We start from the raw sequence: 14,100 nt of genomic DNA on the forward strand, positions 1-14,100 counted from the left end.
TGGCCGGCTACTACAACGACAGGGCGCCTCGCCCGGACTGCCCTTGAAGCCGTGGCCGTGGTACTTCGAGTTTAGGCAGAAGCTGCCGGGTTAGAGAGCTTGACTTGCCCCCGCGGGCGGCGGTATACCTGTGCAATTACTTTTCCCGGAGCACGCATGCCCGTTCGCTTCATCCACACCTCCGACATCCATCTCGGCAAGACCTACCGCGCCTTCGGTTGTGACGCCCAGCGCTACCAGGACTTCTTCACCACCTTCGCCGCCATCGTGGCCGACGCGGTGCGCGAGCAGGTCGACTTCGTCCTCATCGGCGGCGACCTGTTCCACACCGGCCAGATCCTCCCCAGAACCTTCGCCAAGACCATCGAGATCCTGCAGCCCCTGAAGGATGCCGGCATCCCCTGTCTCGCCGTTGAAGGCAACCACGACTGGATCCACCGCCGCGACAGTGTCTCCTGGATGGAAGCGCTCTCGCAGCTTGGCTACATCTCCCTGCTGCGCCCTTCAAGGAGCGCCGACGGCGGCTACATTTTCGACCCCTTTGATCCCGAGCAGGGGAGTGGGGGACATACCGAGGTCAAAGGGGTCAATATCTACGGCCTCGGGTACATCGGTTCCCAGGCGGGCAACCATGTGCCGCGCATCTGCGACGCCATCGCCACCAAACGAAACATTCTGCTCTTTCACGTCGGTGTCTGGACCTATTCTCCGGTGGAGATCGGCAACATCAAACCGGAGGAAGCTCAGCCCCTGGCGTCCTGCTTTGACTACGTTGCGCTCGGCCACGGCCACAAGCCGTACATCGTCAACGATGCCGATGGCCGCCCCTACGCCTTCAACCCCGGCTCGCCTGACTGCGTCAACTTCGGGGAGGAGCGCTACGACAAGGGATACTACCTGGCCGCGCTCGATGAGGATGGCACCGTGCGGCATGAATTCCGCCGCACCACGCCGCGTCCGATGCTGGTGGTAACCGCCAACCTGGACGGCGCAGGCAACGCCACCGACGCCCTGGAACTATTCAAGGGCCAGATGGCTGAGAAGCTCGCCGATTGCCGGGATGAGCGGGCCCCGCTTATCGAGGTCCGCTTGGCGGGCAAGGTTGGCTTCCACCCCTTCGAGCTGAGCCGCGACCGCCTGCGCGCATCGTTGTGTGAGATCTGCGAGCCGCTGCACCTGGAGATCAAGAACCACCTCTCGCTGGTTGCAGGCGGGGGAGGGGAGGAGAAGGTTAAGAAGAGCCTCGCGGAGATCGAGCGGGACGTCCTAGGCGAGCTGATCGGAGCCAACAGCCAGTACCAGGGGCGCGTGGACGAGTTGACGCGCCTGAGCCTGGCGCTGCGGGACCTGGTGCTCAAGGGCGACGTGGAAGGCGAGGAGCTGCTGAGCCTGCTTTCCTCCGGAGGTGACCAGTGCGCATAGTCTCGGTCCATCTCAAGAACATCAAGTCGCACCGCGAGAAGGAACTCGTGTTCTCGCCGGGGATCAACGTCCTTTCCGGCGCCAACGGCTCCGGCAAGAGCACCATCTTTGAGGCCATCGGCTACGCCCTGTTCGGCGTCGACGCCAAGGACTTCGTCTCCAACGCGGAACGCTTCCTCACCATCGGCACCAAGCGCGGCGAAATCGGCGTGGTGTTCGAGCCGGCGCCGGGCGAGCTGTACCGGGTGACGCGGACCGTGGGTGCCGCCGGCAAGTGGCTTTTGGCCAAAGAGATTGGCGGCGAGTTCGAAGTCGAGGAACACGCCAATATGGAGGAAACCGAGGCGCGCATCGCGCAACTGCTCGGCCTCTCCGGCGCACGGCCGTTGTCGGAGCAGTTCAAGCTGGTGATCGGCCCATTCCAGAACGACTTCCTCGGCCCCTTCGTGATCAAGCAGCCCGCCAAGCGTCAGGATGCCTTTGACGAGATCCTCGGTATCGATGCCTGGCGCAAGACCCAAGACAAAACGAAGGTTTTGACCAGCACCATTAAGGCAAAGCTCGATGTGCTGCAGGCCGAGGTGGATAGCAAGTCGGAGCAGGTCGCCGTCCTCCCCGCCAAGGAAGAGGAACTGGCTAGCCTGCGGACGCAGGGCGAGATCAAGCAGGCAGAACTGGCGATCAAGACGGCGGCGCTTGATCAGGCCTCGATCTTACTGAACACGCTGGAGTCCAAAAAGGAGGCGATCCAGTCGGTCCAGCAGGAAGTGCAGGGGCTGCAGGAGCGGGTCGAGTCCGGCAAGAACTACGTCACCACACAGCAACTCCTGGTCGAACAATCGCGGCAAGCGGCGGCTGTGGTCGCAGCGTCGACCGCCGGGAAACAGGGATACGACGCGGCTGAAGTACGACTCAAGGCCTTGCGCGAGCAGGAACAGCAGAAGCACCAGTTGGAAAAGAAGCTTGCCGATCTCGAAAAGGAACAGGGAACCGTACAGGCGATGCTGGACGGTGAGAGCCGGGAGCTTGATCTCGCCAAGGCTTCGATGGCCGAGGAGCGGAAACGCCTGAAGCTTGACCAGGAAGCCCTGACGTCGGCCCTGGTGGAGCAGAAAAAGCTGGAGGCCGTGGCGGCGCAGGGACTGACTGCAGCGGAGCAGAGCCGACTCATGTTCCGCAAGCTCCCCATGCACAACATGGAGGCCACGCTGCCCTACCTCAACGTCGCCCTCAGCCGGATCGAAGAGATTGATCGCCAGATTAGGGAACGGGAGAGTGTCCTGGCGGGAAGCGCGCCCCTGAAGGCCGAGGCGGAGCAGTTGGCCGCGCGTCAGGCACGGCTGGAGCAGATCCAGACGCAGCGGTCGGAACTGGCCGGACGCAGGCATTCGCTAGTCGAGGGGCGCGACAAGATCGGGGCCGGCGCCTGCCCCTTCTTCCAGGAGCCGTGTCAGAACCTCCAGGGCGCGGATCCGGCCGATCTCTTTGAAGCCCGCATTGCCGCCCTGGATGACGAGATCGCCGGGCTCGACCGGGAGGCCGCTGAGCTTGCGGTCCAGGTGAGCGTCGCGCAGCAGGCTGCTCGCGAACTGGCGGGGATGGAGCAGGTGGCCCTTGAGCTCGCCAAGGCTGGGCGGGAGCGGACTAAGCAGGAGGAGGAATTCAGCCGCAACTACGCCCAGATCGCCGTGCCGGCACTTCGTGTTCCGCTTGAAGAGTGGCTGGCAACTGCCGGCGTTGCCACGGTTTCACCCTCCGAGTTGCCTTCCCTGGAACTTGACTTGGCTGCGGCCCCACAACAGCGCCGGGACGCGCTGGCACAGACCACCGACGCCTGGCAGGGCGTGATCGCCAAGCTGGAAAACGCCCTGGACCAGCGCGTGAAACAGGCGGCCGAACCGGTTCAGGAATCCGCTCGCAAACTGGCCGAGTTGTCCGCGCGGGGGGAGGCACACAGCCAGAAGGAGCGCGAGCTCGCCTCCGCCCAGGAAAGGGCGGTCCAGCGCGAACAATCAGTAGCGCGCCACAACACCCGGCTTACCACATTGCTGACGGAGGTCGGTGCCCGCAAAACCGAGATCGCCACCTTTGCCGACGTGGAGCGGAGCGTGAAAGACGCGGAGGAGGAACTGGTCCGATTCCAGCCGGCGCGTGATGAGTACATAGCCAACCAGAAGTCGGCGGAAGAGTTGGGTAAACACCAGGAGACGCTGGAGAGATATCAAAAGGGCTTGAAAACGATACTCTCAAATCTGGCTGACAAACAGGAGGAGCTGGCTAAGCTGGTGGCCGATTATCGTCCTGAGCAGCACGAGGCGGCGAAGACCGAGCGTGAACAGCTGGTGATGACGGCGACGAGGCTCACATCCGAGATCGGTGCCATTGCCGAAGGGGTGTCACGGCTGGAGGGGGAAACCGCAGCATTGCGCGTTGTTGCCGCTGAAATAGAGCAGAAGCTGGCAGCGATCGAGAAACTGAAGGATCAGGCGGACCTGGTCAAGTTCCTGCGCAACCAGGTGTTCAAGAACGTCTCCGCGCAGCTTTCCGAGAGGTTCCGCGAAGAGATCAGCTTCCGGGCCGACCGCATCTACCGCAGCATCTGCGAGTCAGACGAGGAGCTCCTGTGGGGCGACAACTACCAGATCGTCCTCAAGGACATGGTGGACGGCGCCATGAGGGAGCGTAGCGACGACCAACTCTCAGGTGGCCAGATGATGAGCGCCGTGGTCGCCCTGCGCCTGGCCCTGCTGCAGACCATAGGTGCCCGCATCGCCTTCTTCGACGAACCCACCTCTAATCTCGATGCTGAGCGACGCGAGAACTTGGCGAAGGCCTTCCGCGCCATTGATGTCGGCCAGGAGGAAGTTACCGAGCACTGGTACGACCAACTCTTCCTGGTGAGCCACGACGTCAGCTTCACCGAGATCACCGATCAGACTATCCAGTTGGATTAACTGAAGTTCCCTCCCCCGGAGGGGGAGGGGTAGGGAGGGGGCTCAGTTACCTTGTTAAGGGAAAGGTGAATATGTAATTGATAATATTAGGGATCGACTTGTGGGAGTTGTGCTCAGGTTTGGGATAAGTTGTGGGAATCTTGAGCATTGAGACCGCACGAGCCAACTTTACACCCGCGCATGTGCGTGTGGTATGCGAAAGGGAAATTATAACGTTTCGCGAGTCGATTGTTGGGAAAAGCTTCTTTTGCGAAAGGTGAACGTGATATTTAACAGAAGTCTATCAAATCCTCTTAAAACCTTTCAAAGGGCATTTAAAAGGACTTCCACGATTTGGTAAAGTCCTCAATTTGCCGATATCACTGCCTCAATACGCCTGCCGAATCCAATCAAGAAAATCCGCAATGTCACCAATTTTGTACCCAGTGGGTACATTATCAGCGAATCTAGAGCGTTCAGGATGGAATTTTCTTGTTTCTCTTCAGCCTCATTTCGTACAGCTCTGCTATGATCTTGGCCTTTTTGCCGGGAACCAGGCTTCCAGGACTGGCTGACTCATATACTTCAGCTTCCGTAAGGATCTCAGTCAGGGTTGCTATGTTTAGAGTCGGTTCAACGCTTTGCACTGACTGTACCTCTTTCTTTAGCATTGGCCCTTCATTTTCTATTAGCCAAGCTGAATTGATGCCAAACTCATGACATATCTGAGATAACATAATCCAGTGGGGTTCTCTTTCCCCCTCTTCGATTGCTCTAATTTCAGTCTCTACTTTAGAAATCGCTTGTTCATTATGAGCAAATCTCTTTGCAAACTCATGAAGTGCCATCTCTCCACGTATTTGCTTAATTTTTTCTGCCATTGGCCCTTTGCCTGTAGATACTAGATCATAAAAATAGGCCTGTTTATCATGCCATTTGCGCATTTCAGCAGGATCTACACTAGTGACTTTTTCAATAAATTCAGGATCAAAGCAAGGGGAGCCTGCCCTTTGGCACAATTCATAAAGCTGTTCTTTTGTGGGGTAGTATTTGTAATTTAAATACCTATCAACTTCATCATTGGTGATGCCATTGATGTTGTATTCTTTGAACCGGTTTAGCCTGTAACGATATTCGATGCGCTCCCTAAGTTTTTCATGTGCCTCTTCACAAACAGGTTTCTTCATCTCCTCTTCGTTAAATCGAAGCGGCCCCACTCCCGTTAATAAATAATTCACGTTTAGGCCAAGCCTAGCGATCTCCATGAGGGGTTTTCCACCTGGGACGCTACGTCCAGCCTCGTAAGCTTGCCACATTTGTACGCTCACAGATGCAGCCTTAGCCATTTGTTGTTGTGTGTAAGCTAACGATTCACGCGCTTCTTTCAATCGAGTAGCAAAGTTCATTTACCCCCCTTAGTTGCACCACCAAATCAAACTTTCGGTCACGCATTGCGCAACCAACTAAAGCATGGGTGGCGCATCCATCGTAACGCATTATAATCACAACTATTGTTTGCAAGACGCCCTCTCGCTTGGGTGTCCGAATGAAAATTTGGCAGGTGATGCAAACAAAACTTGTTGACATTGCAAAGTGTACTTGTTATGTATAGGCCCATGAGGATAATTGACATTCCAAAAGAATCCACCTTGCGGTGGGAATGGGTCAAGTACCAATTACGGTTGAAGGGCTATACGCTAACCGGACTCGGCAAAGAGATCGGCGTCACAAAGGATGCTGTCAAACTGACCAAGAACGTATCCTATCCGAAGATGCAGAAAGCCATAGCTGACCGGCTTGTTATGCTACCGCAAGAGATATGGCCAGAGCGGTACGGCAAGGACGGGAGACCCATAAAGCATTCTCCCCGGTACCCGCGACCGGAAAAGTACCACAAATAATTCTTGGCTTCAATGTCTACCGCACCTTGTTGATTAGACATATCACAGAACCCACCTTTTCAGTCACAATCGGGACGTTCATTAAAGCAGCAGGGAGGGAAATCATGAAAGCTCGGGAGCGGAAGGATCTGGAACAGGTGCTGAGGGCGTTATGAGAAAGAACAGCCACGATCCGCGTCAGATGACTCTCGATGAGCTGTTCGAGCTGCCGCGCCCGGTAGAGCCGACCCCGGCCAGTCTGGACACCGGCAACGAGATAAGACACCTCCTGTCCACCGCCCTCAAACAGACCACCAAAAGCCGCTTCGAGGTTTGCGCTAGGATGAGCGAGCTGGTGGGGCACAACATTTCAATCTCGATGCTCAACGCTTGGACCGCCGAGAGTCGCGAGGCGTGGCGGTTTCCTCTTGAATATGCCGCCGCCTTTGAAGTGGCTTGCGAGACCTTTGCCATTACTGAATTCCTGGCCCGTAAACGTGGCTGCAAGGTGTACGCAGGCGATGAGGTCAGGCAGGCGGAGATAGGCCGTCTTGAATCGCAGATGAGTGAGCTTGCCTCGAAGCTGAAGCAACTGAAAAAGGTAAGGATCACCGGTTGATGAGCAAAGGACCAGGACGACCGACAAAAGCATATTCCGCGAAGCAGCTTGAGGTAATGGGCTGCGGGAAAGATACGACCGTCCGCCGGCGCTACTCTGGCATCAAGGACCAAGCTGAGGTTCGCATAGTTGAGAACAACAATACTCTTTTCTATCCGTTCCGGCTCCTCACCAAAGCCGACCAGACCACAGTAAATGCGTACGAAAAACAGCAAAAGCAGGCCGCGAAGCTTGAAGAGCTGCGTAAGGAGCACAAGAAGGAGCTGTTGGCCCTAGCGGAACAGCCGCTTGACACTCAAGAAGACCGGGAATTTCTCTGGGACCAGTTGGCCAAGAGAACCAACAAACAGCGCGACAAGGGCGTACAGCGCCTAAAGGCGGTGATGGCCTTTGAAGAGCGCAGGCATGGCCAGGGCATGACTGAGAAGGCTGCTATCGAAACAACGGCGCTGGAATTCGGCCAGCACCCGCAGACAATCCGAAATTGGGTCAAGAAGAGCAAGCTCGTTGGCCGGACTGACCGCGTTACCGTCCTGGCCAGCCAGCATGTGGGCTGTACCGTGGAAGCGGAATTTACGCCGGAGGCATGGACGTACTTCAAACGCGACTGGTTGCGGAGAGTGCCGGGTGGGAGCCCACCGTCCATAGCGGCCTGCTTCCGCCGCCTGGAGAACGCTGCAAAGGTGAACGGATGGACGGTCCCGGTAAAGAGGACCGTTGAGAACTGGATCAAGCGGCACATCGACCCGATGGTGGTGAAGTACCGCCGTGAGGGAATGGAGGCAGTTGAAAAATGCTTCCCAGCCATGGAGCGCAATAAAGAAATGTTCGATGTCCTGGAAGCGATCAACGGCGACGGATTTGAGGTGGGGCTGTGGGCGGATTTCGGCAACGGCGTAATCGGCAAGCCCACTGTATGGAGCTGGCAGGATATCCGCTCCTCAAAGGTGCTGTCATGGCGGATGGACGTTAGCGAGAACTCGGAGCTGATACGGCTGGCGACCCTTGACTTAATTACGGAATGGGGAGTTCCCCGTTACATCTACCTGGACAATACACGAGCGGCAACCTCGAAACAAATCAGCGGGGGAGTCCCAAACCGCTACCGCTTCAAGATCAAGGACACTGACCCGCTAGGGGTTATACCGCTGATCGGTAGTGAGTTGAAATACACCCTGCCCGGACACGGCAGAAGTAAGCCGGTCGAAAGGATTCATGGAATCGGGGGCTACCTCGACTTTGCCGCTCTGCCGGTGTTCATCGGACGCGGCACTAAGGGCCGCCCGATACCCATTGAGGAGATCGAGGAGCAGTTCCGTTCATTCGTCAACGAGATCAACGCGCGCCCGGATCGTCAAGGCGAAGCGGTAAAGGGTAAGAGCTTTGACCAGGTATTCAACGAGCTGTACTCGGACGCAGTAATCACCAAAGCGACCGAGAAACAGCGCAAATACTGCATGTGCGTTGCCGAGGTTGTAACGGTAAGCGCCGCCGATGCAAGCATAACCCTCAAAGCTGGCGCGGCGTCATTTGGTCGGAACCGTTATTGGCATGAGTCGCTTACAGCTCGTATGGGACAAAAGGTAACAGTGAGATTCGACCCCGCCGACATGCACGGGGGCGTTTTTGTGGAAACCCTTTCAGGTGATGAGATCTGCTACGCAGAGGCGACCATCAAAGGCGGCTTTAAGGATGCGGCCGCTGCCAAGGAAGTTGCGAGGGGTATGGGACACCTCAAGAAGATCGTGAAACAGAAAGCAGAGAAGGAAGGCTTCATATCCGCTGCCAATGCAAGAGCACAGGCCGTCACCGTACCGGACCCAGAAAAGCCGAAGGCTGGAAAGGTTACACGGATGCTGACTGCCAGGCAGACCAGGGCGGAAGAACCACTAATCGCCGTCAACGATGACAGCCAGGGACTGCCACCGGAGATGGAGGAGAATTTACAGAGAAGGATTAAAGAGATTGCGGAAGCACGTAGGCCCGTCATTTAAACAGCGTCAAGCCTTTACAAAAGAAAAGCCGAGGTAGCCGCCCCGGCTCTTCACTCTCCCCTGCCAGGGAGATACACACAACAGAGGAGGAACATTAACAGATGGAAGAGACACTTGCAAGGCTCAAAGAGCAGTACGCGGACCCGGATGCATTGAGACAACATCTCACCGCCTACCTCGCGCAGGCCGGAATGTCGCAGGAGAAGGCCGCGAAGGAAGCGGGAATCTCCACCAGCTCACTGAATCAGTGGCTTCAGGGGAAGTACAAGGGGGACAACGAGGCCGTTGCTGAAAAGGTGCTGCGCTGGCTTGCCAGCCGGGAACGCAAAATCAGCGTAGCCGCGCCCCTTGCCGACTCCGGTTATATCGAGACCGAGACCAGCAAGAAAATCATGGCCACGCTCAACTTAGCACAATTGCTTGCCGACCTCTGCGCCATCTACGGCGGGGCCGGTGTCGGCAAGACCATGACCATCGAGCGCTACGCTTCTCTTAATCCGAACGTCTGGGTTGTCACCATGCGGCCCGATACCGCGACGTTCGCTGCGGCCTTGGAGGAGATCGGGGACGTAATGGGCGTCCGGTCCAACTGGCCCAACCGCCTTGCCCGCGAGATCTGCAAGAAGATTAAAGGGACAGGTGGGCTTCTGATTATTGATGAGGCTCAATTCGCTTCCGTGGCCGCTATCGAGGCCATCCGATCCATTCACGATGCAACCGGCGTCGGCGTGGTGCTTTGCGGTAACGAGTCGGTGTACACCCGGCTGACGGGCGGGGCCAGGGCGGCAAACTTCGCGCAGCTCTTCAGCCGGGTAGGCAAGAGGCTACGGCTGACCAAGGCGAGCAGCCAGGACGTTACCGCCATAGCCGGGCGATACGGCATTACCGGTCAGAAGGAACTTGCGATATTGAAGGGGATCAGCGAGAAGCCGGGCGCGCTGAGGGGGCTGGTTAAGACCCTGCGGCTTGCCTCGCTGCTGGCAGGAAGCGGAGCGTCGACGCAAGAGCATATTGCAGCAGCATGGCGAGACTTGGGGGGAGAAGCGTAATGGAACAGGCTGGGAAAATGAACCTCTCCGAACTTGAGACACGGATCTTTGAGGCCCACAAGGCGACCAGGGCGATGTTTACCTTTACCACCATTCTTGACTTGGCCATCGTCACCACAGAGGGCTCGAAACAAAGCGAAAATATCCCTCACATAACGGAGATTTCCGAACTGTGCAATGAACTGGCACTGAGAGCTGAGGACGCTCTTTGCTCAGTTGACCTCGCATATCAAAAATACGAAAGGAGCCTGAAAGCATGAAAATAAAGCGAATTATAGAAGAGTTGGTGGCAAAGCTGGCATTCAGGCACGAGCGCCGGTGGTCCACGAAAAGGGCGGCACGGATTGGCTACCACATCGCCATGAACGGGTGCAGGTTCTAATGGACAAGGGCGCAACCAAGGCACAGAAGGCGGCTAAGGCACTGGCAGTGAGTCAACCCGTCGTTGAGGTAGAGAAGGACGGCGCTGAGGTTTCCGGAGTAGGCAGCGCCACGCTACTTAGGGAACTGCGCACCCCAGGGATTGCCTCCTTTCAATTCACAGGCAGGTCGATGGGCCACACGATCCAAAACGGTTCGTATGTCTGGATTGATACGAACGAAAGGGAAGTCGTAAGTGGGGAAGTTTACGCTGTGTGGCTTCCTCCCGAGGGGAAAACCATTAAACGTATCTATGTGGGCGCTAAGGCTATTGTCTGCTGTTCAGATAATGCCGAGTTCCCAGAGTTCAGTATCCCTTTCAACGAGGTCAAAGAGGGCTTCATCATCGGTCGCGTGAAATGGGTACTTCAGCCGCTTTGAGAGAGGAGGGCCGCGATGAGAACGAATGAACGGAACAAAGCACCCATCACCACCGCACAAATAAAGAAGATCCATGCACTGAAGAACGCTATGGCGATCACTAATGATGAATACCGCGATTTGCTGCGTGAGCTTTTCGGTGCCAGGAGCAGCAAAGACCTTACCCAGGCCGAGGCGGGAGTGCTTATAGAAGATATGGAGACCGTGGCAGTTGACTCCGGGGTGTGGCAGCGCGCAGTCGATAAGAGGAACCGGCTTGACGACCTTGGCGACCGGCCCGGCATGGCGAGCGCGGAACAGCTCAAGAAGATTGAGGCGCAATGGAAGGCTGTGAGTCGGACGGATAAGCCAGCCGAACGGGCAATGGCGCTCAGGCATTTTATCGAGCGCATCGCCAAGATCTCTGATTTGCGCTTCCTCGATGTTGCCGGAGCCGGGAAGGTGCTGAACGCTCTGAAGGCGATGAAGGCGATGAAGGCGACGAAAGCGGCGGGCAAAGCCAAAAGGGCGAAAAAGGCGATTTGAGCCGCTGTCAGCGCTGAGGCATACGAGGGGCTGGGGATGACAGGGAAAACAGGATACAGGGGGATTTAAATGGGGTTTAAATGCGGTTCTTGGTTAAGAGGGTGGTTGGAGTTTCTTGTCATTCTTGTGCGGCGGGTCCTGTCATTCCGCCAGAGCGCAGCCAAGTTGCCGGAAGCGGATAGGCTGCGACTCCGCCGAGCGATGGGGTTAGACGAAAAATAGTTGACGCGAAACCGGGAGAAATCCCGGTCTGTCGGATATGGCCGCCCCGGCACTGATGGGCGAGGCCAATTTTATGAGGAGGGGTGCTATGAAGGGGAAAATCGCCCGTGTGCTTCACTGCTTCGAGCAAGCTGGTTTGGTTGTCATGGACAAGGAGTCGTACGACCGCCTCGTCAATGCCGTTGATAGCCAGGCGGAAGAAATAGAAGCCCTCGACAAGCGCATCAAGCGCCTGCTGGAGCGCTAAAGATGCACATGGTTTTCAATGCTGACGAATGGATAAAGCTTCACACCTCTTACTGCCATCGGCTTAGTTCGTGGCTCTCCCCCAATGCCTGCGATGCAAACCGCATCCATTCTGATTCGCATTCCGGAGATCTCCGCTGTTCCGGCTGCAACGGACTGCACGACCAGGAGCCGACACCTGGATTGCCCCTTAGTTGCTCTTTAGCGCTCGTCATCGAGGAGGTGTTGCACGGCGACGATGCTATGCACCAGGTTGAGCGGGGGGAAGAGGTTCAGCCTGTTAGCCACATGGACCCCTCCGGCTTGAACGATGACGAGCTTGATGAGTTTCTGGCCGACGTGTTCATGAACGAAGAAAGTGAGGTGCGAGAAGAAACAAGGCCGCCGGTGTATCTCGAAGATCCACCAGAAAGAAGGGCAAGGCGAGCAATCTTGACGGGGCGCTGCCCGCGCTGTGATGGTTACATGACGAACGATAGGGAGAGACAGTTCGATGAAAGGGATGAGGATGTTTACCGCTGCTTCAATTGCGGCTGGCGGACTTCTCCCCGCTACAATGACAACCGAGCCTTAAAGGCTCGTGGCTTCGAGGTAAAGTAATTGGCTAAATCTTACGAGGACAAATGGCAGAGCCTGTTTAACACTCTCTCTGAAGAAGCAGCGGCAATTCTGATACGTTACGGCGAAGATCGGCAAGTGGCTCAACGTGGTGGGAATGAGTTCGCAGGAAGGGTAATGCGGCTTTTCGAAAAGAAGAATGTCTACTTCCCGAAGTACACGGTAGAGACCGCAAAAAATAGAAACTCAGCTATTAGAGATGAGTTTAAGAACGGGAAAGAGTCGGTGAGGGAGCTGGCCGCTCGGCATGGTATCAGCCAGGTTCACGCCTACAACATCCTTAAGGAGACTCAAAAAGAAACGGTACCGCCGAGGCGGACCGCTGATGCTCCAGCTCAGTGCTTCACAATGGAACTGGCAAGGATGCTTATCAAGCATGGAGTTGCCACGGCAGACGCGGTAGAAGCAGCACCGGGCCTCGCCGCAGTTTTCTGCGCGAAGTGGCAAGGGAAGAGTATCTATTTCCCCTCGAAAGCAACCTGCAAGACGGAGCGGGACACCCAGATTTGGTCTTTGTACCAGAAAGGAGAGGCCGTCATGGACATAGCTACACGCTTTGGCATAACCCATGTCTCCGTAAGTGCCATCGTGCGCAAGATGAGAGCGGAAAATGGCGGTGAGCCTGCCCCTCAGAAAAAAGTCAGAAAGGCCCTCTATGGCTTGCAGGCGCGGGTTCTGCGGATGGCGGAAACGTACACCAAGAAGAACCAGGAGGTTGGCAAGCTGCTTCAGTCTGCCGCTGTTTGCCTTGAGAAGGCACGGCTTGAGGTGAAGCGGTAAGGGCTAGGAGGATAGAAATGGGAAGGAGGGGATGGGCCAACAAAATACAGTCACTACGCTTTGATTGGACAATATTGAACGGAAATCCAAGCTTTTTTAGAAGACAACAACGACAGCAAAGGCAAAATGCAGCAGACGCTGCCAACAAAACCGTGAAAAAGGAGGTAATAAGTGGGACTGGCATTGACGAGAGAGGAGGAAAGAATATGCAAGCAGATGGGGATTAACGAGCATGCATATATCGAGGCGAAATTCAGTTCTCGGGCTGTGGCACTGAACGCTGATGCCTCTATTGGAACTGAAGAAAAAGTTGCCAGGCTCATGGGCATCCCCCGCGACCAGCGCGAAAAGATCAAAAAGCAGGCGTTGAAAGAGGCCGAAGCTCGCGCCCCGTTGACTACGGAGGAGTTGGAGTGCTGCCGCCTTTTGCAGGTGGAGCCTCTGGAGTATTGGGCAACGAAAATGAAAGACGCAGGATTAAAGCCGGAGCTGTAGCGCTCCATATACAACAGGAGATCTCATGAAACTTACCAACGATGAAATGCTGAAGCTATCCGACCCTAACATTCCGCAGTCTGTAAAGGATTACATCTGCGAACAGAAGATGGACCGTGAGACTGTCGCTATCTGTAGGAAGATGGGCGTGAGCCTTGCCGACCACATGATTCAATCAACACTCGACGGTCGGTGATCGACCTTTCAGGACTGCAACTCTTATCAAGTTGGCCTAAACGGAGCGCTTCAAGCCTTCTTGATAGAGCGGCAAAAGATTGAGCCGCTGCGATCCGAGACAAGGTGGACCATAGGACGCAGCCCCGCCCCCATGAATTACTGAGGACGGGTCTGATGGGCCACCAGGGGCACCGCCCGAGAGACCCCGGCTATGTGCCGCTAATCGGGCGAAATAATGAACCGAGAATGGAAGGGATAGATATTCAAAATAAAGTCGCCCTAGCGGTCACGGGGCTAGGATATTAATCACAGAATTCCCGATAGCTCCTATGGGAAGTT

General features: G+C 56.1%; 16 protein-coding genes. 15 read left to right on the forward strand and 1 reads right to left on the reverse strand.

Going from position 1 to position 14,100, the window contains the following annotated elements; genetic code table 11:
- Positions 1–156 precede the first annotated feature (156 nt).
- Positions 157–1,422, forward strand: coding sequence for a metallophosphoesterase family protein (locus JFN90_RS08635; RefSeq protein ID WP_199394711.1), 1,266 nt, complete (start codon positions 157–159; stop codon positions 1,420–1,422).
- Positions 1,413–4,376: an AAA family ATPase gene (locus JFN90_RS08640; RefSeq protein ID WP_199394712.1), complete on the forward strand. Its 2,964-nt coding sequence runs from the start codon at positions 1,413–1,415 to the stop codon at positions 4,374–4,376. The genes JFN90_RS08635 and JFN90_RS08640 overlap by 10 nt, the downstream gene beginning before the upstream one ends.
- Before the next feature lie 455 nt (positions 4,377–4,831).
- On the opposite strand, the gene JFN90_RS08645 is transcribed toward JFN90_RS08640, so the two are convergent.
- Positions 4,832–5,761 (reverse strand): helix-turn-helix domain-containing protein, encoded by a 930-nt coding sequence (locus JFN90_RS08645; RefSeq protein ID WP_199394713.1) that lies wholly within the window; start codon positions 5,759–5,761, stop codon positions 4,832–4,834.
- Between the two features lie 210 nt (positions 5,762–5,971).
- Here JFN90_RS08645 and JFN90_RS22625 point away from each other — a divergent pair, with 210 nt between their 5' ends.
- The 13 genes from JFN90_RS22625 to JFN90_RS08705 all read left to right on the forward strand — a co-directional run bounded on the left by JFN90_RS22625 (position 5,972) and on the right by JFN90_RS08705 (position 13,780).
- Positions 5,972–6,256 carry a helix-turn-helix domain-containing protein gene (locus JFN90_RS22625; RefSeq protein ID WP_199394714.1) on the forward strand — a complete coding sequence of 95 codons (285 nt, stop codon included), beginning with the start codon at positions 5,972–5,974 and terminating at the stop codon, positions 6,254–6,256.
- Positions 6,257–6,407: 151 nt separating this feature from the next.
- Positions 6,408–6,854: a hypothetical protein gene (locus JFN90_RS08655; RefSeq protein ID WP_199394715.1), complete on the forward strand. Its 447-nt coding sequence runs from the start codon at positions 6,408–6,410 to the stop codon at positions 6,852–6,854.
- The gene (locus tag JFN90_RS08660; RefSeq protein WP_199394716.1) at positions 6,854–8,848 is read left to right on the forward strand and encodes a transposase domain-containing protein; all 1,995 of its coding nucleotides are present in this window, start codon (positions 6,854–6,856) and stop codon (positions 8,846–8,848) included. The genes JFN90_RS08655 and JFN90_RS08660 overlap by 1 nt, the downstream gene beginning before the upstream one ends.
- A gap of 101 nt (positions 8,849–8,949) precedes the next feature.
- Positions 8,950–9,897: an AAA family ATPase gene (locus JFN90_RS08665; RefSeq protein ID WP_199394717.1), complete on the forward strand. Its 948-nt coding sequence runs from the start codon at positions 8,950–8,952 to the stop codon at positions 9,895–9,897.
- Complete coding sequence (locus tag JFN90_RS08670) at positions 9,897–10,157, forward strand: hypothetical protein (RefSeq protein ID WP_199394718.1); 261 nt, start codon at positions 9,897–9,899, stop codon at positions 10,155–10,157. Before JFN90_RS08665 ends, JFN90_RS08670 begins: the two co-directional genes overlap by 1 nt.
- Positions 10,154–10,279 carry a hypothetical protein gene (locus tag JFN90_RS22385; protein WP_268898644.1) on the forward strand — a complete coding sequence of 42 codons (126 nt, stop codon included), beginning with the start codon at positions 10,154–10,156 and terminating at the stop codon, positions 10,277–10,279. The genes JFN90_RS08670 and JFN90_RS22385 overlap by 4 nt, the downstream gene beginning before the upstream one ends.
- Positions 10,279–10,698, forward strand: a complete 420-nt coding sequence (locus tag JFN90_RS08675) for a S24 family peptidase (protein WP_199394719.1) — start codon at positions 10,279–10,281, stop codon at positions 10,696–10,698. Before JFN90_RS22385 ends, JFN90_RS08675 begins: the two co-directional genes overlap by 1 nt.
- A 15-nt stretch (positions 10,699–10,713) precedes the next feature.
- The gene (locus tag JFN90_RS08680) at positions 10,714–11,223 is read left to right on the forward strand and encodes a regulatory protein GemA (RefSeq protein WP_199394720.1); all 510 of its coding nucleotides are present in this window, start codon (positions 10,714–10,716) and stop codon (positions 11,221–11,223) included.
- Positions 11,224–11,533: 310 nt separating this feature from the next.
- A complete protein-coding gene (locus tag JFN90_RS08685; RefSeq protein WP_199394721.1) occupies positions 11,534–11,692 on the forward strand; it encodes a hypothetical protein in 159 nt (52 codons plus the stop codon).
- Between the two features lie 2 nt (positions 11,693–11,694).
- Positions 11,695–12,291: a hypothetical protein gene (locus JFN90_RS08690; RefSeq protein WP_199394722.1), complete on the forward strand. Its 597-nt coding sequence runs from the start codon at positions 11,695–11,697 to the stop codon at positions 12,289–12,291.
- A complete protein-coding gene (locus JFN90_RS08695) occupies positions 12,292–13,089 on the forward strand; it encodes a Mor transcription activator family protein (protein ID WP_199394723.1) in 798 nt (265 codons plus the stop codon).
- A 171-nt stretch (positions 13,090–13,260) separates the two neighbouring features.
- Positions 13,261–13,584, forward strand: coding sequence for a hypothetical protein (locus JFN90_RS08700; RefSeq protein ID WP_199394724.1), 324 nt, complete (start codon positions 13,261–13,263; stop codon positions 13,582–13,584).
- Between the two features lie 25 nt (positions 13,585–13,609).
- On the forward strand, positions 13,610–13,780 hold the full coding sequence (locus JFN90_RS08705; RefSeq protein WP_199394725.1) for a hypothetical protein: 171 nt from the start codon (positions 13,610–13,612) through the stop codon (positions 13,778–13,780).
- Positions 13,781–14,100: the final 320 nt, after the last annotated feature.

Source organism: Geomonas propionica, assembly GCF_016458235.1.
GTDB classification, from domain to species: Bacteria; Desulfobacterota; Desulfuromonadia; order Geobacterales; family Geobacteraceae; genus Geomonas; species Geomonas propionica.